Origin of the sequence: Cellulosilyticum sp. I15G10I2, from assembly GCF_900095725.1 — a bacterium.
Classification (GTDB): domain Bacteria; phylum Bacillota; class Clostridia; order Lachnospirales; family Cellulosilyticaceae; genus FMMP01.
The window spans coordinates 643,804-662,737 of sequence record NZ_FMMP01000006.1; the positions used below are offsets into that span (position 1 = coordinate 643,804).

General features: G+C 34.2%; 18 protein-coding genes. 2 read left to right on the forward strand and 16 right to left on the reverse strand.

Features of this window, described 5'->3' with window-relative positions:
* Positions 1–57: 57 nt before the first annotated feature.
* The 7 genes from BN3326_RS03050 to BN3326_RS03080 all read right to left on the reverse strand — a co-directional run bounded on the left by BN3326_RS03050 (position 58) and on the right by BN3326_RS03080 (position 9,467).
* Positions 58–1,332 carry a methionine gamma-lyase family protein gene (locus BN3326_RS03050; protein ID WP_069997632.1) on the reverse strand — a complete coding sequence of 425 codons (1,275 nt, stop codon included), beginning with the start codon at positions 1,330–1,332 and terminating at the stop codon, positions 58–60.
* 59 nt (positions 1,333–1,391) lie between these two features.
* The gene (hfq, locus tag BN3326_RS03055; RefSeq protein WP_069997633.1) at positions 1,392–1,622 is read right to left on the reverse strand and encodes an RNA chaperone Hfq; all 231 of its coding nucleotides are present in this window, start codon (positions 1,620–1,622) and stop codon (positions 1,392–1,394) included.
* Between the two features lie 149 nt (positions 1,623–1,771).
* Positions 1,772–2,722, reverse strand: coding sequence for a tRNA (adenosine(37)-N6)-dimethylallyltransferase MiaA (gene miaA / locus BN3326_RS03060; protein WP_069997634.1), 951 nt, complete (start codon positions 2,720–2,722; stop codon positions 1,772–1,774).
* 15 nt (positions 2,723–2,737) lie between these two features.
* Entirely contained in the window at positions 2,738–4,621 is a 1,884-nt protein-coding gene (gene mutL / locus BN3326_RS03065; RefSeq protein WP_069997635.1) for a DNA mismatch repair endonuclease MutL, read from the reverse strand.
* A gap of 17 nt (positions 4,622–4,638) precedes the next feature.
* Positions 4,639–7,287 (reverse strand): DNA mismatch repair protein MutS, encoded by a 2,649-nt coding sequence (gene mutS / locus BN3326_RS03070; RefSeq protein WP_171903750.1) that lies wholly within the window; start codon positions 7,285–7,287, stop codon positions 4,639–4,641.
* Positions 7,288–7,289: 2 nt separating this feature from the next.
* Positions 7,290–8,702: a tRNA (N6-isopentenyl adenosine(37)-C2)-methylthiotransferase MiaB gene (miaB, locus tag BN3326_RS03075; RefSeq protein ID WP_069997636.1), complete on the reverse strand. Its 1,413-nt coding sequence runs from the start codon at positions 8,700–8,702 to the stop codon at positions 7,290–7,292.
* A gap of 81 nt (positions 8,703–8,783) precedes the next feature.
* Positions 8,784–9,467 carry a Crp/Fnr family transcriptional regulator gene (locus tag BN3326_RS03080; RefSeq protein ID WP_069997637.1) on the reverse strand — a complete coding sequence of 228 codons (684 nt, stop codon included), beginning with the start codon at positions 9,465–9,467 and terminating at the stop codon, positions 8,784–8,786.
* Between the two features lie 105 nt (positions 9,468–9,572).
* Between BN3326_RS03080 and BN3326_RS03085 the strand changes: the two genes are divergently transcribed.
* Positions 9,573–10,283 (forward strand): ATP-binding protein, encoded by a 711-nt coding sequence (locus tag BN3326_RS03085; protein ID WP_069997638.1) that lies wholly within the window; start codon positions 9,573–9,575, stop codon positions 10,281–10,283.
* A 67-nt stretch (positions 10,284–10,350) separates the two neighbouring features.
* Positions 10,351–10,506: a hypothetical protein gene (locus BN3326_RS21855; protein WP_171903751.1), complete on the forward strand. Its 156-nt coding sequence runs from the start codon at positions 10,351–10,353 to the stop codon at positions 10,504–10,506.
* 82 nt (positions 10,507–10,588) lie between these two features.
* Here the strand turns inward: BN3326_RS21855 and BN3326_RS03090 are convergent, their stop codons facing one another.
* From BN3326_RS03090 to BN3326_RS21105, 9 genes are all read right to left on the reverse strand, one after another.
* Complete coding sequence (locus tag BN3326_RS03090) at positions 10,589–12,127, reverse strand: methyl-accepting chemotaxis protein (protein WP_069997639.1); 1,539 nt, start codon at positions 12,125–12,127, stop codon at positions 10,589–10,591.
* 351 nt (positions 12,128–12,478) lie between these two features.
* Positions 12,479–13,864 (reverse strand): DUF3360 family protein, encoded by a 1,386-nt coding sequence (locus tag BN3326_RS03095; RefSeq protein ID WP_069997640.1) that lies wholly within the window; start codon positions 13,862–13,864, stop codon positions 12,479–12,481.
* Between the two features lie 20 nt (positions 13,865–13,884).
* Positions 13,885–14,235, reverse strand: coding sequence for a Na-translocating system protein MpsC family protein (locus BN3326_RS03100; protein ID WP_069997641.1), 351 nt, complete (start codon positions 14,233–14,235; stop codon positions 13,885–13,887).
* Between the two features lie 26 nt (positions 14,236–14,261).
* Positions 14,262–16,142, reverse strand: coding sequence for a DUF4914 family protein (locus BN3326_RS03105; protein ID WP_069997642.1), 1,881 nt, complete (start codon positions 16,140–16,142; stop codon positions 14,262–14,264).
* A 303-nt stretch (positions 16,143–16,445) separates the two neighbouring features.
* Positions 16,446–16,820 carry a Na-translocating system protein MpsC family protein gene (locus tag BN3326_RS03110; protein WP_069997643.1) on the reverse strand — a complete coding sequence of 125 codons (375 nt, stop codon included), beginning with the start codon at positions 16,818–16,820 and terminating at the stop codon, positions 16,446–16,448.
* A 106-nt stretch (positions 16,821–16,926) separates the two neighbouring features.
* The gene (locus BN3326_RS03115) at positions 16,927–17,439 is read right to left on the reverse strand and encodes a ferritin (protein WP_069997644.1); all 513 of its coding nucleotides are present in this window, start codon (positions 17,437–17,439) and stop codon (positions 16,927–16,929) included.
* A gap of 211 nt (positions 17,440–17,650) precedes the next feature.
* Positions 17,651–18,259 carry a manganese catalase family protein gene (locus BN3326_RS03120; RefSeq protein WP_069997645.1) on the reverse strand — a complete coding sequence of 203 codons (609 nt, stop codon included), beginning with the start codon at positions 18,257–18,259 and terminating at the stop codon, positions 17,651–17,653.
* A 4-nt stretch (positions 18,260–18,263) separates the two neighbouring features.
* Positions 18,264–18,521 carry a spore coat protein CotJB gene (locus BN3326_RS03125; RefSeq protein WP_069997646.1) on the reverse strand — a complete coding sequence of 86 codons (258 nt, stop codon included), beginning with the start codon at positions 18,519–18,521 and terminating at the stop codon, positions 18,264–18,266.
* A complete protein-coding gene (locus tag BN3326_RS21105) occupies positions 18,518–18,805 on the reverse strand; it encodes a spore coat associated protein CotJA (RefSeq protein ID WP_069997647.1) in 288 nt (95 codons plus the stop codon). The genes BN3326_RS03125 and BN3326_RS21105 overlap by 4 nt, the downstream gene beginning before the upstream one ends.
* Positions 18,806–18,934 lie beyond the last annotated feature (129 nt).

Here is an 18,934-nt window from a genome sequence, read left to right on the forward strand (position 1 = left end):
GAGTAGGTCTAAGACCTACTCTTATTTGTTAGCTTTTAAATATTTGCAGGACCCTCCTTATAATGAAACAAGTCCCTTATCTTTCATTGTTTGCAAAGCTTTCATTACCCCAAGTCTAGCGTGATAAAAGGTAAGTCCTCCTTGGAAAAACACAGTATAAGGCGGTTTAATAGGCGCATCAGCACTAAGTTCAATTGAAGCACCTTGGATGAAGGCGCCAGCAGCCATGATAACCGGTGAATCATAACCTGGCATATCCCACGGTTCAGGATTTACAAAGCTATCTACAGGAGCACCTTTTTGAATCCCTTGACAAAAAGCAATTACATTTTCAGGTGATTGCATATTAATAGCCTGAATAATATCACTTCGCTTTTCCAGTGAAGAAGGCATCACCTGAAAACCAAGTTTTTCAAAAATAGCAGCTGCAAAAACAGCACCTTTTAGCGCATTAGCAACGATTTCTGGAGCTAAAAATAGACCTTGTAGAACAGGTTGCGTAAGACCTAGTGTTGCCCCTACTTCTTTACCAAGACCAGGCGCTGTAAGCCGCATGGCCGCATTTTCAACATATTCTTCTTTTCCTACTATATAGCCCCCAATAGGTGCAAGACCTCCGCCGGGATTTTTTATAAGAGAGCCTACACATAGATCAGCACCTACTTCCGTAGGCTCTATAACATCTACAAATTCTCCATAACAATTATCTACCATACAAATAACGTCTGGTTTAATAGCCTTTACAAATGTGATCAAATCTTTGATTTGTGCTATCGTAAGCGTTGGTCTGTAACTATATCCTTTGGACCTTTGAATGGTGATAAGTTTTGTTTTATGAGTAATAGCTTCTTTTATGCCATCATAATTAAAACTAAAATCTTCATTTAAATCCACTTGCTTATAAGCTATGCCATATTCTTTAAGACTACCATTTGTAGGTCTAATACCAATAACCCCTTCTAATGTATCATAAGGTTTACCAACTGGAGACAGAAGCTCATCGCCTGGTCTGAGGTTGCCAAATAAAGCAACAGTAAGCGCATGGGTACCTGATATAAGCTGAGGCCTTACAAGACCTGCTTCTGCTCTAAAAACATCGGCATAAATTTGCTCTACTACCTCTCTTCCTAAATCATTATAACCATAACCAGTTGTCGCAGCAAAATGGGTATCACTTAATTTATTTTTCTGCATAGCATGAAGTACTTTAGCACCATTAATATGCATAGCATTCTCAATATTTGACCATACCCCAGTAAGTTCTTTCTCAAGTTTTAAACAAAAGTTTTCAGTAACTGAATCTATTTTAAATAAGTTGTATAAATCACTCATTACTACTCTCCTTATTTTTTGTCAATGAATAAGCCCTCTTAAGGAAGAGGGCTTATAGTTTATTCGGCTGATGTATTTAAACTCACTATTTTAGCTGGTATAAGTGTTGATATTGCATGCTTATATATCATTTGCTGCTTGCCTTCACTTTCTAAAATAACTACAAAGTTATCAAATCCTTTTATAGTTCCTTTTAATTGAAAACCATTTGTTAGAAATACTGTAATGGCTACTTTATCTTTTCTAAGTTGATTTAACATAACATCTTGTAAGTTGATTGCTTTACTCATTATTATCTTTCCCCTCCTAAAGGCTGTGTTAAGTTGATATTATTGTATATTATATTTTTTGGCTTGTCTACCTTATTGTTAAAATTTTCTAATGAGACATTGTAATTATGGCCAATAAGCTTGAAATATATACTTTAAGTTCTTATTTTTTAGCAGTATTTTTCTAAATAAGTGCACATTTTATGAACGATAAGATCACTCCTAAACTGATACTTATCTACTTCAATAAAAATAGGGTCTGCTTGATGCTTAAACCAAGTCAGCTGTCTTTTAGCATAATGTCTTGTATTTTGTTTCAGCTTACTGATACATGTGTCTAAAGAAGCTTCACCTTTAAAATAAGGAAAAAACTCTTTATAGCCTATAGCTTTCATAGAAGTAAGGTCTTCACTATATCCTTTATCAAAAAAGGTTTGTACTTCTCTTATAAGCCCCTCTTCTACCATTTTTTCGACTCGTTCGTTAATACGGTGATAAAGCAAGTCTCTTTCCATCGTAAGCGCAAAAAAAGTATAATCATAAGGTGATACGTTTTCTGTCCTTTTGACCTTTTCAGCTTCATTATGAAAAGAAATAGGCATATGTGTCTGATGATAATATTCTAATGCACGGATGACCCTTTTAACATTATTAGGATGAATAGCAGCTGCGCTGACAGGATCTACAGTATAGAGTCTATCATGTAAAAAGTCAGCACCCTTTTTGGCTGCGAGTTCTAGAAGTTCACTTCTATAAGCTGAATCAGCCTTTGTTTCATCAAAGTGTGTATCATACAAAATGGCATTAATATAAAATCCTGTCCCACCCACTAAAATGGGGATTTTACCTTTTGAATAAATCAGATTTATATAATAGTTGACACGCTCTTTAAACCAAGCAACACTACAAGATTCATTGGGTGAGAGTTCATCGATCATATAATGCGGGATATCCTGCATTTCTTCATCTTTAACTTTAGCGGTTCCAATATCCATTCCTGTGTAAATCTGCATCGAGTCGGCAGATATAATTTCACCATTAATATGTTGTGCAAGAAGCACACTGGTTCCTGTCTTGCCAGATGCAGTAGGACCAGCAATTAAAATGAGAGGTTTTTTCATTTGATCACCTTTTTATCATATTCTTTTAAACATCTTTTCGATATCTGATTTGGATAAAACGACTAACGTAGGTCGGCCATGAGGACAGGTAAATGGGTTATCTAGTCTTAGAAGTTCTTCAATAAGATATTTACATTCCTTTTCGGTAATTTTGTCGTTAGCTTTTATTGCACTTTTACATGCGAGTTTGATAATCGTATCTTCTTTGAGAGAAGTAATATCTTGCAGTTTGTTAATGCTGAGTGTATCTAGGACGTCTTTAAAAACATGTGGAGGCAATGGTTGGTTAAAAACAAAAGGGACTTCCCTTATTATGATACTGTCTTCTCCAAAGGCCTCAAATTTAAATCCTAACTGTGCAAGTAATATAGCATGTTCATTAACAATTACTTGCTCTATTCCTGTAAGTGAAAAGCTCTCAGGTAACAGTAATAGCTGTGTAGGGACTTCTCCTCGCTTAAAACTAAGCATAAATTTTTCATACATGACACGTTCATGGGCTGCATGTTGATCCATAATAAATATTTTTTCATCGTATTGGATGATCCAATACGTTTGAAATAGCTGACCTATAATAGCATAATAAGGTATGTCATGATGATCTATATGCTCACTTACAAAGTGAGCATCAATCATAGATTGGTCTTTGGCTGGCGTATGTTGCGTATTATAAATCGGCTCTTGCATTTTACCGAATAACTTCTCCTCTTTATAGAGGAATTCCTTCTTATTTTCCTCAAAGGCCTCAGCAAGTACAGGTCTCGAAAGCATCGTTGATGCAGAAGGTTCGTTATAGGTTTTTCTAGGTGCAAAAAATGTATCGACAATTATTTGTTCGGGCTGTATTTTATTAGAAGAAGAGGTGATTGCTGGCGAAACAGATTGTTTTGGTACAGCTTGAGGTACCAAGTTTTCTTCTTTAAGGGAAGAGGTGATACCCTGATAAACGGTATTGTAAATGAGTTCCTCATCTCTAAATCTAACCTGCATTTTGGTAGGATGCACATTAACATCTAATCCAGCAGGATCTAAGTGAAGATGAAGTATAATAAAAGGAAATTTACCAACCATCACTAAAGTTTTATATGCAGCCTCTACAGCACGCTGTAAAAGTGTGCTTTTAATATAGCGGCCATTAATAAAAAAGTGTTCGTAATTTCTATTTGCCCGTGTAATAGAAGTGTTACCTAAAAGGCCAACACATTCTATAGCCTGTGCTTTATAAAAAAACTTAAAAGTGTTTCTGGCAGTATCTTTACCATAGATGTTAAGAACACAATTAATAAGGTCATGGTTGCCAGAGGTTGTAAACTGCATCTTATTGTTTTGGATATATTTAAAGGAGATCTCAGGGTGTGCAAGGGCAAGTTTAGTCATATGGTCTGAAATTTTTGCACCTTCAGCACTACTGCTGCCGAGAAATTCTTTGCGTGCAGGTACATTATAGAAAATATGTCTTATAATAAGCGTTGTCCCGTTTGGACAAGCTATTTCTTCAGAAGAGATAATTTTCCCGCCATTTACCTCTATCCTCTTACCTGTTAGATCCTCGGCTGTTTTAGTAATGAGTTCAACATGAGAGACGGAAGCGATACTCGCTAATGCTTCTCCTCTAAAACCAAGTGTCAATACTTTAATTAAATCATCAGCGGTACTTATTTTACTCGTTGCATGCCTGAGAAAAGCAATTTCTGCTTCTTCCTTAGGAATACCTACACCATTATCTGTTACACGTATAAAATCAATACCTCCATTTTTAATTTCTACTGTAATTGAGCTTGCTTTAGCATCAATACTATTTTCTACTAATTCTTTAACAACAGAGCAAGGTCTTTCTACGACCTCACCTGCTGCAATTTTATTAATGGTATGGGTATCAAGTATTTTTATAACACTCACATTAACCACATCCTTAGTTATCTAATTTTCTTTTGAAGGTCATATAAAACTTGAAGAGCTTTCATAGGGGTCAGATCCATCACATCTAATGCTTTTAACTCATTGATAACATGTACGTGCTTATTTTCAAATAGAGATAATTGCTGTGATGCCTGCTGAGCGACACCCTTTTTATCCATTTTTTCAACAGGTAAAGGTTTATCAGCAGTAACATTTAGATGATGGGTTTGATCTTTTTCAAGGTCACTTAAAATAGATTTTGCGCGCTCAAGAACCATACTAGGAACACCGGCTAGTTTAGCTACTTGAATACCGTAGCTATGATCTACGCTGCCAGGTACAATTTTGTGTAAAAAGATAATATCCTCTCCCATTTCTTTAACTGCTACGCAGTAGTTCTTAAGCGAGGGGATATTTTTTTCTAAGTCAGTCAGTTCATGATAGTGCGTTGCAAATAATGTCTTAGCGCCCAGTTTATCTTCAGTTGCAATATGTTCGATAATTGACCAAGCAATGCTTAGCCCATCTAGTGTACTGGTCCCACGGCCAATTTCGTCTAAAATAAGAAGACTGTCCTTTGTAGCATGATGCAGAATATTAGAGACCTCCATCATCTCAACCATAAAGGTACTTTGACCGGAAGCTAAATCATCTGATGCACCTACTCGCGTAAAGATTCTGTCTGCAACACCTATCTCTGCATTTTCAGCAGGGACAAAAGAACCAACTTGTGCCATGAGAACAATAAGTGCTACTTGCCTCATAAAGGTAGACTTACCTGCCATATTAGGCCCTGTAAGCAGCATTACTTGATGCGTCTTATTATCAAGATAAACATCGTTTGCGATAAAGCTATGTTCCCCAATTATTTTTTCAACTACTGGGTGTCTGCTGCCTGTAATATTGATCGTTTGACCATGATTAATAACGGGTTTGATATAATGATACTGATCTGCCACATCCGCGAGAGAACAAAACATATCAAGTTCAGCTATAAAGTGAGAGACCGTTAAAAGTCTATCCATCTGAGATACAATATTTTCTCTAACCTGCGTAAAGAGCTGATATTCGAGAACATTAAGTTTATCATCTGCGCCTAATACATCCGATTCTACTTGTTTTAATTCTTCGGTAATATAGCGTTCGCAGTTAGAAAGCGTTTGTTTACGTATAAAGTAATCAGGGACAAGATGGTGATAGGACTGAGTGACTTCTAGAAAATAGCCAAAGACTTTATTATATTTAATCTTTAGATTTTTAATCCCCGTCTTTTCTTTTTCTTTTGCTTCTATAGCCATCAGCCAAGAAGTTCCTTCTTTTTTTATTTGTCTTAGACGATCTACTTCTTCATTAAAACCATCCTTAATGAGACTGCCTTCTCTAAGTGAAAGCGGTGCATCTTCTAAAATTGATGCATCAATCATGCTAAAAACATCTTCTAAAGCGTCGAAATTTTGATAGAGCTTAATAAGTTTAGTGGAATTACACGTATGAAGCAGATTGTAAATAGCGGGAAGTACACCTAGAGATGCTTTAAGGGATAACAAGTCCTTTGCATTGCAAGTACCATAAGCAGCTTTACTCATTAATCTTTCTATATCATAAATATGGTCAAGCGCTTCAAATAAATCAGCACGCAGCAAAGCATTATTTTTAAGTTCTTCGGTCGCATCTAAACGTTCATTAATTTTATCGGCATGAATAAGGGGCTGCTCGATACATTTACGGATATACCTTGAGCCCATAGCCGTTTTAGTATGATCAAGAACCCATAATAAGGAGCCTTTCCTGCGTTTTTCACGAAGGGTCTCGGTCAGTTCAAGATTTCTTCTTGTAGACATATCAAGAAGCATGTAAGCATCTACGTTATATAAAGAAAGTGTATGCATATGTGAAAGTGTATTTTTTTGGGTCTCCTTTAAATAATATAAAAGGCTTGAAGCAGCTAAAGTATCAGCTCGATCATCGATAAGTCCAATGCCTTCTAGCGAAGAAACATTAAAGTGTCGGGTAAGAAGACTATACGACAAAGAAATATCTAAACAATGATTAGGTATTTGCTGAGTCATACAAACAAATTTACTTTTAATAAAATCATATATTTCAGCATCATTATATGTTATTTGATCAAGAAGACATTCTACAGGAGAATACTTAGCAAGTTCATCCAAGAGCTTACGTGTATTTTTTTCTCCTTCTATATAGGTAACGGACCATTCACCTGTTGTGACATCGCTAATACTAAGTCCATAGGCATTATCTTTATTTACAATTGCACAAATATAATTATTTTTGCCTTCACTTACCGTACTTCCTTCAAGTATCGTACCAGGTGTAACAATTCTAACGACCTCTCTTTTAACAATCCCCTTTGCTAAGCTTGCATCTTCAACTTGTTCACATATCGCAACCTTATAGCCTTTTTCAACAAGCCTTCCAATGTAATTATCTGCTGCATGAAAAGGAACGCCGCACATCGGAGCTCTTTCTTCTAAACCACAATCACGTCCTGTAAGTGTAATTTCTAATTCCCGTGAAGCTGTTTTTGCATCTTCAAAAAACATCTCATAAAAATCACCGAGTCTAAAAAACAAAAGACAATCCTGATGTTTCTCTTTAATATCTAAATACTGTTTCATCATTGGCGTAACATTCATCTTCATCATCCTTACTCAACTAATTCCCCAATTAAATAGTGAGTTTTAGTAGCCACTATTTTAACTTGTGCAAAATGTCCAATTAATGTGTCTGGGGCCTTAACATTTACAAGTATACTAGTATCCGTTCTGCCGCTAAGCACAGTCTTATCATTTTTACTTGTTTCTTCAAAAAGCACTTCTACAGTTTGTCCTACATATTTTTTCATATTTTCGAGAATGTGGTCGTTTGTTAATGTTAGAAGCTTATTAAAGCGCTTTTTAACAATTTCTTCAGGCACTTGTTCTTCCATGGTAGCAGCAGGAGTTCCCGTTCTTTTAGAATAAATAAAAGTAAAAGCTCCTGCATACTTAACTTTTTCTACCACATCTAATGTATCCAAAAAGTCCTCTTCTGTTTCGCCAGGAAAGCCTACAATAAAATCTGTTGTAATCTCAATATGGGGAATAGCTGTTCTTAATTTAGATACAAGCTCAAGATAACTTTCTTTTGTATATTTTCTATTCATAGATTTTAAAATATGGGTACTGCCAGCCTGGATTGGCAGATGAACACTCTTACAAACATTGTCGCACTCTGCTATCACTTCAATAAGTTCATCACTTAAATCTTTGGGATGAGAGGTCATAAAGCGGATTCTTTTTAGCCCCTCAATTTGACTCACTTCGCTTAAAAGATTTGCAAAGCTCACAGGGGTACTTAAGCTTTGGCCATATGAGTTTACATTCTGACCAAGAAACATTACTTCCTTTACGCCATCAGCAACTAAAGCTTTAACCTCGTTTAAAATATCAGAAAGCTCTCGACTGCGTTCTCTCCCTCTGACATAAGGGACAATACAATAAGTGCAAAAATTATTACAGCCATACATGATATTGACACATGCTTTAAAATTATATTTGCGTGTATTAGGTAAGTCTTCTACAATATCTTGATGCGAATCCCATATATCAATAACAGATTCCTGAGTTTCAAGGCGTGTTTGCAGAAGTTCCGGTAGTTTATAAATATTATAAGTGCCAAATATGATATCTACAAAGTTATATTTTTTCTTTAGTGTTTCAAGTACAATATCTTGCTGCATCATACAGCCACACAGTGCAATAATGAGATTAGGATTTTTTTTCTTAATAGTTTTCAGATGTCCAAGTCTTCCATAGATTTTCATTTCTGCATTTTCTCTGACACAGCACGTATTATAGATGACAAAATCAGCCTCATCTTCTTTCGTGATTTTTTCATAACCCATCTCTTCAAGCATACCTTCTATTTTTTCAGAATCCCGTGCATTCATTTGACATCCAAAAGTTGATACACAGTATTTTAGATTTTTGCCTTTGAGAGACTGAGATAATATATGGATGATGTCTGTTTGACGCTTAGCTTCTTCGGTCGATATATTAATAACTTGACGTTCACTCATTAGTTAGTCCTCCTTTTTATTCCTTTATCATTCTACATGAAATAGGTAGACGATTCAATGGATAAGTTGTATGTGCTAGATTTAGAGTATAGATAAAGTTTCAAGATCCAGAATTTTAATGGTATACTTATGATAGTCAATAAGCCCATCCATCTTCATATTAGCAAGTTCTCTAGATAACGAAGGCCGTGTTATGTTTAGAAAATCTGCAAGTTCATTACGATTAATGGTAAGCGATAAAGTTAAACTTTTGGTTTTCTTATATTCATCTAGTAAAAAAGCAGCTATCTTGCTTCGTACACTTTTAAAACTGAGATACTCAACTTTTCTATTAAGAAACATCGCTTTATTTGAAATAATATTAAGCATATTAAAAATTATTTTACGATGACTTTGACAGTTTTTTACACACCCTACAAAAAAGATAGCTTTATTAATAAAACATACGCAAACTTCATCTTGAGCAATAACAGTAGCAGGCCATACTTCCTTATCAGAAAAGGCACCTATTTCGCCAAATAAGCTTCCTTTGCCTAATGCACTCATAATTATACGCTCACCCAGTACATTTTCTTTAGTGACTAAAACATGACCACTTATTACAAGACCTATACTTGTTATTTTTTCACCAGCATAGACAATGAAATTATTTTTTTTATAAGTTGTAACAGTGATATTTTGAGTTGCAAGTAACTGATCTAATTCATCAGGGGTCAAATCACGGAATAATTTAGTACTTAAAAGTATAGATTTAATATTGTCCATAAAGCACCTCATTTTTTGTAACTATAGTTACAGCTATTATGTTTTCTCTATTATATAATAAACTTATCAAAAATAAAATAAAAATCTCAAGGGGAGTGAATATAGATGAAACGTAAAATAGTAACTATAGACCGAGAAAAGTGCAACGGGTGTGGCGTATGTGTTAGCGCATGTCATGAAGGTGCACTTAAAATTATTAATGGAAAAGCTGAACTTGTTTCAGATATCTACTGTGATGGACTTGGGGATTGTCTGCCAGCATGTCCCGTTGATGCTATTCATATCATTGAAAGAGAAGCTGATGCCTATGATGAAAAAGCTGTAGAAGAACATATTGCTAAAAGCAAACCTGTATCAGGGGTACCTTTTCAATGTCCTTCAACACGCTCAAAAGCATTAGTTAGAGAAAATAAAGAAACTTCTGCGCCAGTAGTACAAACAACTGATCAAAATATATCTCAACTGGGACAGTGGCCTTGTCAGATACAACTTGTTCCGCCAAATGCACCTTATTTTGAAGATGCTGAAATACTTATAGCGGCAGACTGTACAGCTTTTGCCTATGCTGGGTTTCATGCAACTTTCATGAAAAACAAAATTACACTTATAGGATGCCCAAAACTTGATAGTGTCCGCTATGAAGAAAAGCTAACACAGATTTTTAGTACGAATAACATCAAAAGCGTTACCGTTGTACGTATGGAAGTACCTTGTTGTGCAGGCATAGTAACAGCTACACAAAATGCTCTGCTTAATGCCAGAAAAATTTTACCTTTTAATATTGTTACAGTTTCTATAGACGGCAAAATTTTATAAAGCAGAAATTGGCAGGTAAGAAAAACCTTAAAACAACTCAAACTAATTATGAAAGGAGTTGTTTTAAATGGCAAAGGACAGTCAGATTGATCCGAAAGAAGTGCGTATGAAAAAGTGTAATTATCAAACACCGCTTACTTCTGAAGAAGCTAAAAATAGTAATCGAACAGAAAAAAAACATTCAATTAAAAGAGAAGGTTTTCAAAGTAAGCATATTAACTAAAGTATCTTAAAAATAATCATTTAATAAAAGGCAAGCCTATTCAAAAAATGAATAGGCTTGCCTTTTATTAAATAAGAAAATACTATTGTTCCATAAGTTTAATATCAATACCTATTACCCCGCGGATATATCCAGATGGGTCTTTTATAGGTGCTGATAGGGTAATACAGGGGATTCGGGTAATAGCAGAAATGTATGGTTTTGAGATGTAATACTCTCCAGATATGCTTTTTTTAAACCACTCTCTTACACTGCCATTTGCAATACCAGCTGGAGGAATAGACATTACAAACTTACCTTTATCTCCATTAGTCCATATTGCTTCAATAAAATCATTAGAATTTATAAGATCTTTTAGAACCTGAGAATGTATAGATTTATCAAGCTGAATAAATGCTTTATTATAGGATAGTTGTTCTATCATTTTTTTGAATTGATCTAAATAATGTCCTACAATATCTTGTTTTAAAACTGATATTTCATCAAGCTTATAGTCTTGTAATAAAAGAGAAAGCATATTGGAAGATTCATTTAAGCGACTGCTCATATCAGCAATATCTTCAAGACTATCCTTTTGTTTATTTACAGAATCAAAAACACCTTCTACGCTGCTTGCAGTTCGCTCCACTACAGATTCTACACTTCCTATACTACTATCTACACTTTGAGCTAAATGAGTTTCTTCTGTTGATAATACAGAGATTTCATCAACTAAATGAACGACTTCCCCAAAAGAAACTTTTATTTTCTCCAAACTCTCTTCTATTTTTTTTGATTTAGTTACGCCAATCTCTACTTTTTTAGAATTGTCTAAGACATGTTTATTAACTGCATTTAATTCATTTTGGATACTATCAATTAAGGTATTAACATCTTTAACAGCGTCAGATGTACTCATAGAAAGCTTCCTAATCTCATCAGCTACAACAGCAAATCCTTTGCCAGCTTCACCAGCCCGTGCGGATTCAATAGATGCATTAAGGGCTAAAAGGTGTGTTTGATCAGAAATACTATGAACTGAATCTAAAATATGTAAAATTTCTTTTGAAGTGACATTGAGCCTGTCCATATATTTAATAGTTGAATCTGAGGAAGTTTGTATTTCATTAATTGTATTTAAAATATCCATAATTTCGGTAAGACTTGTATTAATCACCTGACTAGAAGCAAGACTTATTTCTTTTAAATTAGAGGTTGTAAGTTCTACTTGATCTAAAACACTTAAGACCTGTTTAATGGCTGTAATAGTATGCGTAATATTAGTTGTTACAGAAGTATTTAAGTTTGACATCTCTTCGGTCTGAGCAAATAGCTGTTGTGTAAATGCGTTGTTTTCTTCTAAAGTAATATATAAATTTTGAGATACAGAGGAAACCTGACTAGAAGCGACATTTAATTCATAGCCTAGTTTTTTGTAATTATTTTCATGGTTTGAAAGCTTTTCTTGTAAGCTGCTTATGTAGGACATTTGTTTTTTATAAAGAAAACTTTGAGCTAATAATAGGCAGATCAAAAAAACACTATTAATCAACAAATACTTGGTAAAAGGTAAAAAAGTATACCAAATACAACACAGAATTAAAATAAATACTTGAAATAGTAAATACAGTTGCCTTTTCATAATAAATACCCCCTAAAAAAATAGGTGCCTAAACATTTTGCATAAAATGTTTAAACACCTTTGTTTAAATTCATATAATATAGTTTATCTTAATATAAATTAAAATTCAAGTATTTATTTTGTTAAAAAAGTAGAACATCAAGAGGTTTTTGATAAAGTTATTAAATCTAGAAATACCTGTATGAACATGATAAAATCCATCATGAAAAATAAAGTGTTTCTCAGGACACTTATTGGCGTAATTTTACCTGCTACGTTTATAAAACGAAAGGTGTATGTCAAGATAAGAAAAAGAGGTTAGTTAAAAGTTCAAAACTTTTAACTAACCTCTTTATTGTATTGAGTTTAATCTCAATGAGGTATACTATACGTATACACATAAGTACTTGTTATAATTAAAATAATTATTAGAGTAAACCACTTATCTTGTTTAGATAAGCGCGGAGCCGTATCTTTTGGGCCAAGCATATTAAAGTTTTCGATAAGTAGTCCTACGACCCAGCCAATAATTGGATTAATTGCAATACCGATTATAATACATGTTATAGCTACTTGAGATATTTCTACAGTCTTCATAGCATTTAGGCCAACTTCTAATAGTGGAATATACACACCAACAATTAGCACAAGCCATAGTAAAGGGGGGAACACTGCAATATCTATAGGAAAACCAAGTAATCCAAATAGAATGCCTATAATACCTAAAACTAAAGCACTGCCGACTATTGGACGTTTCACGGTTGCTAGAGGTATCATAAAACTTCTCCATATGGAGGCAATTTGACCACCACCCATCAATGCACCAGCAATATTTCTTAAAGCCACAATAATATATGTATCATCCATATTAAATAAAGCTTTATTTGCTTCTTTAGGATAGTTAGCTTCTTGAATCTTTTTAATTGCTAAAGCATCTATAGGCCATATTGCAACAGCAAGAAGTGCAAATGGAAAAGCCTTAATAAAATTGTTTATATTCATTCCAAAGCCTATCCCCCACTTTTCGTACCACCATGTGGTTGGGCTAAGAATAGGTACCCCTAGACTTGTAGTTAATTGAGGATAAATGCCAAATAACCCAGATAATATAAGTGCTAGAAGTGCAGAAAAAGGAATCATAAGATATTTAGCCTTTATTCTATTTAAAAATACATACATCAAGATCCCTGAAATAATAAGCAGGTTTGCAAGTAGAGGAACTTGTAAACCTGCAGACCAACTCCTTAAGCTTTCAAGTGAACTTGTTGTTCCTAGTAAGCCAAATAAAAGGATAATACCTGCTGTTGTTCCTTGGCCATTAAGTGTAATGACTTTCTTAAACCCTCGCATGGAGGATATTATAATTCCAATAATCCCAATCAATAAACTAAGGGGTAAAGGATGGACACCAGCAGCTACAATGATAGGTATTAAAGGAATAATAGGTGCAAGTGTTCCAGGTGGAGCTGTATGGGGAGCCCATACAGCAGAAAATAATATTGTAAAAAGACCTCCAATCATAAGTTCCAGACGAACGTTTTCTGTTACAAATGAAGGATCAACAATATTAAATCCCCTGGCCCAAGCTACAGCAAATGCTGCTACAAGAGCGATTTTTCCAATCCCTCCTGATAAAGCTGGGATAATATCTTCTAGTTTTAAACTATAATGCACAAAAGGGAGGTTAATGCGCCATTTATTAGGGTTATAGTTTATTAAGTCCTTGTATAACAAATGTTCTCTAGAACCTTTGTCCATGATGTAATCCCCCTATTGCATTAAATTTCTAGGTACTCTGATAATGTTATAAGGATAACTTTTTCTCCAGTTTTTATACAAACATCTGAATACATATTAATGACATCACAACCAGTTATCTCTTTTATAATGGCTGCCAAATATTCCTGACTGTTTTCAAAGAGCACTAGTTTTATTTTTTTAATAAGATCAATACCTTCATCATTAACAGCTAAATTTTGTTCGGACCAACTTAAAAAGCCCTGGAGCCTTATAATAATAAGATCATTAATGATTACAGTTTTAATTTGTTTTGCTGTACGACCTATATATTCTATTTCAAACTTATTGACAGCTTCAGATATTTTAGCTTCAAGTTGTTCTTTAATCATATTATAGCCTCCTATATATATAACTGCTATAATTTCATAGGCATAAGTTCGATGTAGTCATCTATAGTACCATCATTTAAGCAGCATTCTATAATTTTTCTTCCGAGTGGGTGAAGCTCTGGTGATAAATATTTAGAAAGCTCTTCTTTAAAGAAATCAAGAAGAATTTTTGCACCTTGATCGTAACCTTCATTACCTACTTCAGGCTGATAGTTAGTTTGTAAATATCCCTTGCTGAGAGTCATTCCATCAATTTTGAGACTGTCTAAAGCATAGCCTAATATAGCACATCTAGATTCTGCTAAATGTTCAGATCTAAATTTAGCGCTTCCTCTTCTTGCTAAATATTCTCTTGCAATCCATTGTGGCATAAAACTTACTTTATGCGCGCCCACATGCTGATTAGGAATAAGAATATAACGCGTGTTTGGTGTATTAATAATCTGCTCAAGTAAAAGGTTAGCTTGATCTACCATTCTTCCAGTAGCAAATGGCCAATAAGAACCTACACCTTCACTGCTCATTCCTTCCGAATCTAATATACTTGGGTTAGCAAATCCACGTGGTGCAACAAGCCTCCAAAGCCACCCGAGTGCAGGCGGTAATACGTGGAATAGTCCCATAATACCATAAGATGGTGTTTCTTTTGTACAAGCAGGCATTCTTACACCAAAGCTGCGTACATCAACTTCTACAGGTTCACTTACAATATCAGGAATAAATCTTCTAGGCATAATAACTCTAGGATTAGGGCATGGCTTACCAGGGGCATCCATAGTATGTTCCCATATAAGGCAAGTTGAGTTTGGTGTTCCTTGTAAGTTTAAGAAAATAAGTGGCTCTTTTGGGTGAATGCAAAGGTTTTCATAATGAGGATCTGTACCATAATGATCGATATGATTAATTCTTAAGAACCATCCTTGCTCAGCATCTGTTACAACAAGTTTTCCACTATCATTTTGAATTGAAGGATGGCATAACGCCATATCATCTGTTACAGGCTGAAGTTCGGAGCTATCACTAAGTTCAATGTAAGTTTTTTCTTTTGTAACCGTATTTGTACTAAGAACGATATCCCCATTAAGCTCAGTATGAATAGGTTCTAACATTTCACTTTTACCGCCGCCACTTGCTCCCTCATGCATAATAGTTATAATATTGTCATATGGTGTGATAACTTTTACTGTTGAAGCATGAGCTGTTACCCAGCCCTCATCTTCACCTATATTTAATAGAACGCCATAGATACCTTTTTTAGCACTTGGACCTGGATAGAGGTTGTATGAGAAGAGTTCATGCATTTTTTCAAGTCTATTATGAACTACAACTTGCTTACCATCAAAATGTGTATGTCTAAAAGGTGGTGCAAGATAAATAATGGCCCTTGGCTTAAAGTTATCTGGTACTTCACTTGCTGGAATAAATGTCTGTAGATCTGAAAGACCTGCTGCAAAGAAACCAGCATTTAATGGTGCAACTAAAAGTGCTGGATAGCCAAATTCACTTCCACCTGCCATAAATGGCATCACAATAAGGTCTTGTGACTTAAGCCAATCAAAGGTAATATCACGTAATGGGTTAAAATTTTCACCATATAAATCTTTATATTTAGGTTTGTCCGTTTCTTTAGTATCAGCAATTACCATAGAATCAGGGTCACGTCTTCTCATGTATTCATCTGTGTAGTTAACAACAGCCCCATTTTTACAACGTGCTACAGTTACTTCAGTTACAATACCCTTATTTGGAACATCATAACCAACTTCGTATATTTCATTAGTGCTATTTCCTAGAGCGAGATCATAAAGATGTGTACGGCTTTCTGGGATAACGATATTGCTTTTTTCTTCAAGAATACTTCTTAATTCTTCAGGTAATATCATTTTTTGAAAAATTGTTTCATTCATTTTAGAATCTCCTTATATTAAGTATTTTGCTGCAGATAAACTAATAACTTTTGTTTATGCGAATGTGATTATTATAAGTTAAGTAAAGATTAATTGTACAATAAAATTATAGACTAGTATTTGAATTATTTATAGGGCGGTTTGATTGGTAATTACTACAACATCATTGTAATTAATGTATAAAACAGTGCAGTAAAGGTCTTTTCAAATAAAAAAGGCCAGCATATAATAACTCAATTACTTGAATCATAATATACTGGCCCACTTTGCGACTGATTTAAAAATCCTTCGTTTGGTCTGCCATTATCTTTCATTGTTTTTCATTATTATTTGTTCTATGTTACAATCGCTTGTCAAAATAATAATTTTTTGCCCCGTCTTAGTACTTACATCAGAATGTGTACTTAGAATATTAATGTCTATTATTTTTTTGATCATATCTTCAAAATAGTCTCTGGCATTTTCAAACAAAGCTGTGCGGGCATCTTTGATGAGCTTAACACCCTGCTGATTTTCAGAAAGATTTTTTTCTGATTTGCTTAAAAAGCCATTTAGTTTTATAATAATCATATCTTGTAGAATGAGTGTATTAATTTCCTTAGGACCACGTCCCATAAATTCGATTTCGAATTTGCTAACTGCTTCACTAATTTTAGCTTCAATCTGTCCTTTAGTCATTAGTCCCCTCTCACCTACTTTAATCAAAAGTTTCTACAAATACTATAATAACTGAAAATTAATCAAATGACAAGATTTTTTTTAAGGAATTTGAAATATTTATAAACTAAATAACAAGAGAAGGTGGTGCATATACTCTGGCTGCCAGTTCACTATCTAATAGATAGAGGCCTTTACCATCTTTACCAAATAAGTCATACTTTTTAATGAGATCGTCTGCATTCTGTTCTTCTTCACCCTGTTCTTTGATAAACCAATCTAAAAATTGTGTGGTTCGGAAATCCTTATTTTCTAGGGCAGCAGCATAAATATTATTGATAGATTCTGTTACAAATATCTCATGTTCCAAGGTTGCGTTAAGAGGTTCACTAAAGTCAGCAAACTTTCTTTTTAAAGCTTTAATATCATCTAGCTCTACATCTTCACCATTATTTTGGAGATATTTAACAAACAACATTGCATGAGAACGTTCTTCTTGGGCTTGTACATTAAACCAATTACCAAAGCCATTTAAATTTTTTGAGATATAATAGTTTGCTATATCAAGATAGAAGTAAGCTGAAAAAAATTCTTTATTAATCTGTTCATTAATAAGCTTAACGATTTTTGCGTTCAACATAGGTTACATCCCCTTTCAAAAGTTAGTAATACTAAGACTATACTACTCTATTAATTTTAACATTGATTATTCTAAAAAACAAGAATCTTATACTCTTATCTAAAATGTTGTTTTATATTCAAATACAATTAGCCATATAGTATTATTAAAAAAAAATCCTAAGTTTATACTTAGGATTTTAGTAGTATTTAAATTGCAAAAAATCGATTATCTATTTCATCTTTGTTCTATCAAAAGCAGGATTAAAGGCATAAAAATTCTTTGAATCTAGTTTATCCTGTACGATACGAAGTGCTTCACCGAAACGTTGATAGTGCACGATCTCTCTTTCACGTAAAAATCTGATTGGATCACAGATTTCAGGATCTTTTATAAGACGCAAGATATTATCATAGGTAGTCCTTGCTTTTTGTTCTGCAGCCAAATCCTCATTTAAATCAGTAATAGGATCACCTTTTGACTGGAAATAGGTGGCGGTAAATGGCGGACCAGAAGCGGCTACTGGATATAGACCAAGCGTATGATCTACATAATATTTATCGAAGCCAGAAGCTTTAATTTCTTCAACACTTAGGTTTCTAGTAAGCTGATGTACGATAGTACTTACAATTTCCATGTGTGCTAATTCTTCAGTTCCTATATCTGTAAGAATCCCTGCTACTTCTCTATAGGGCATTGTATATCTTTGTGATAAGTAACGCATTGAGGCTGCCAGTTCCCCATCAGGTCCACCAAACTGACTAATGATAACTTGAGCCATTTTGGGGTTTGTAGCTGTAATTTTTACTGGATATTGTAATCTTTTTTCATATTTCCACATGCTATTATCTCTCCATTTCCCATGGCCAAGGATCTTGCACCCAAGACCATATATTTGTTGTATTAACATCATCTATCATTAAAGGGCCAAAGTAAGTAGTATAATCTTTTATTGCTTGTTTTCTGAGGGCGTTTACTTTTGCATAATACTCTAGGGCAGCTTTATCTGTAGGATGCGTATCAAGATAGAGTGTAACATCATCAATTGCGAAACTTGTTGTATCTATACATCTTAATAATTCTTCACGTTCGCTTGGTCTCATTCTCTCTCACCCCTTCTTCCGCAAAATGGCAAGTTAAGTTCAGGGAAAATCGTGCCTACTTCTAGAGCCATATTCAAATCATATACATTTCTCCATTTTTGCCAAGGAACATAAGCCATCGCAAGCGGCATTTTATCTAAGCTGTCATATTTATAAGAATCTGACATAACTAAATCCACTTTTTCATAATTATATACATCTAATTTATTAAAGTCTCTCATATCACCATATCCATGAATATTTCTTGGACTCATAGCAGGTGGCTGTGATTTATAATCGTTCATACTATAAAAACTCCTTTCAATCTACAGGCAGTAACAAAACCTAAAACCAAATATCACCATTTCTGGCAGTTCAATATTATAGTATGAATAATAAATAATAATGTGCCTGTATATTCTGTTGGAGAATAA

Bases quoted from the DNA above. Each gene is read 5' to 3' on its own strand.
- miaA (WP_069997634.1), bottom strand. From the start codon at position 2,722: ATGAAAAAACCTCTCATTTTAATTGCTGGTCCTACTGCATCTGGCAAG.
- BN3326_RS03120 (WP_069997645.1), bottom strand. From the start codon at position 18,259: ATGTGGAAATATGAAAAAAGATTACAATATCCAGTAAAAATTACAGCT.
- BN3326_RS03125 (WP_069997646.1), bottom strand. From the start codon at position 18,521: ATGAGACCAAGCGAACGTGAAGAATTATTAAGATGTATAGATACAACA.
- hfq (WP_069997633.1), bottom strand. From the start codon at position 1,622: ATGAGTAAAGCAATCAACTTACAAGATGTTATGTTAAATCAACTTAGA.
- BN3326_RS03085 (WP_069997638.1), top strand. From the start codon at position 9,573: ATGAAACGTAAAATAGTAACTATAGACCGAGAAAAGTGCAACGGGTGT.
- BN3326_RS03080 (WP_069997637.1), bottom strand. From the start codon at position 9,467: ATGGACAATATTAAATCTATACTTTTAAGTACTAAATTATTCCGTGAT.
- BN3326_RS03105 (WP_069997642.1), bottom strand. From the start codon at position 16,142: ATGAATGAAACAATTTTTCAAAAAATGATATTACCTGAAGAATTAAGA.
- mutS (WP_171903750.1), bottom strand. From the start codon at position 7,287: ATGATGAAGATGAATGTTACGCCAATGATGAAACAGTATTTAGATATT.
- BN3326_RS03090 (WP_069997639.1), bottom strand. From the start codon at position 12,127: ATGAAAAGGCAACTGTATTTACTATTTCAAGTATTTATTTTAATTCTG.
- BN3326_RS21105 (WP_069997647.1), bottom strand. From the start codon at position 18,805: ATGAACGATTATAAATCACAGCCACCTGCTATGAGTCCAAGAAATATT.
- BN3326_RS03095 (WP_069997640.1), bottom strand. From the start codon at position 13,864: ATGGACAAAGGTTCTAGAGAACATTTGTTATACAAGGACTTAATAAAC.
- BN3326_RS03110 (WP_069997643.1), bottom strand. From the start codon at position 16,820: ATGACTAAAGGACAGATTGAAGCTAAAATTAGTGAAGCAGTTAGCAAA.
- BN3326_RS03050 (WP_069997632.1), bottom strand. From the start codon at position 1,332: ATGAGTGATTTATACAACTTATTTAAAATAGATTCAGTTACTGAAAAC.
- BN3326_RS03115 (WP_069997644.1), bottom strand. From the start codon at position 17,439: ATGTTGAACGCAAAAATCGTTAAGCTTATTAATGAACAGATTAATAAA.
- BN3326_RS21855 (WP_171903751.1), top strand. From the start codon at position 10,351: ATGGCAAAGGACAGTCAGATTGATCCGAAAGAAGTGCGTATGAAAAAG.
- BN3326_RS03100 (WP_069997641.1), bottom strand. From the start codon at position 14,235: ATGATTAAAGAACAACTTGAAGCTAAAATATCTGAAGCTGTCAATAAG.
- miaB (WP_069997636.1), bottom strand. From the start codon at position 8,702: ATGAGTGAACGTCAAGTTATTAATATATCGACCGAAGAAGCTAAGCGT.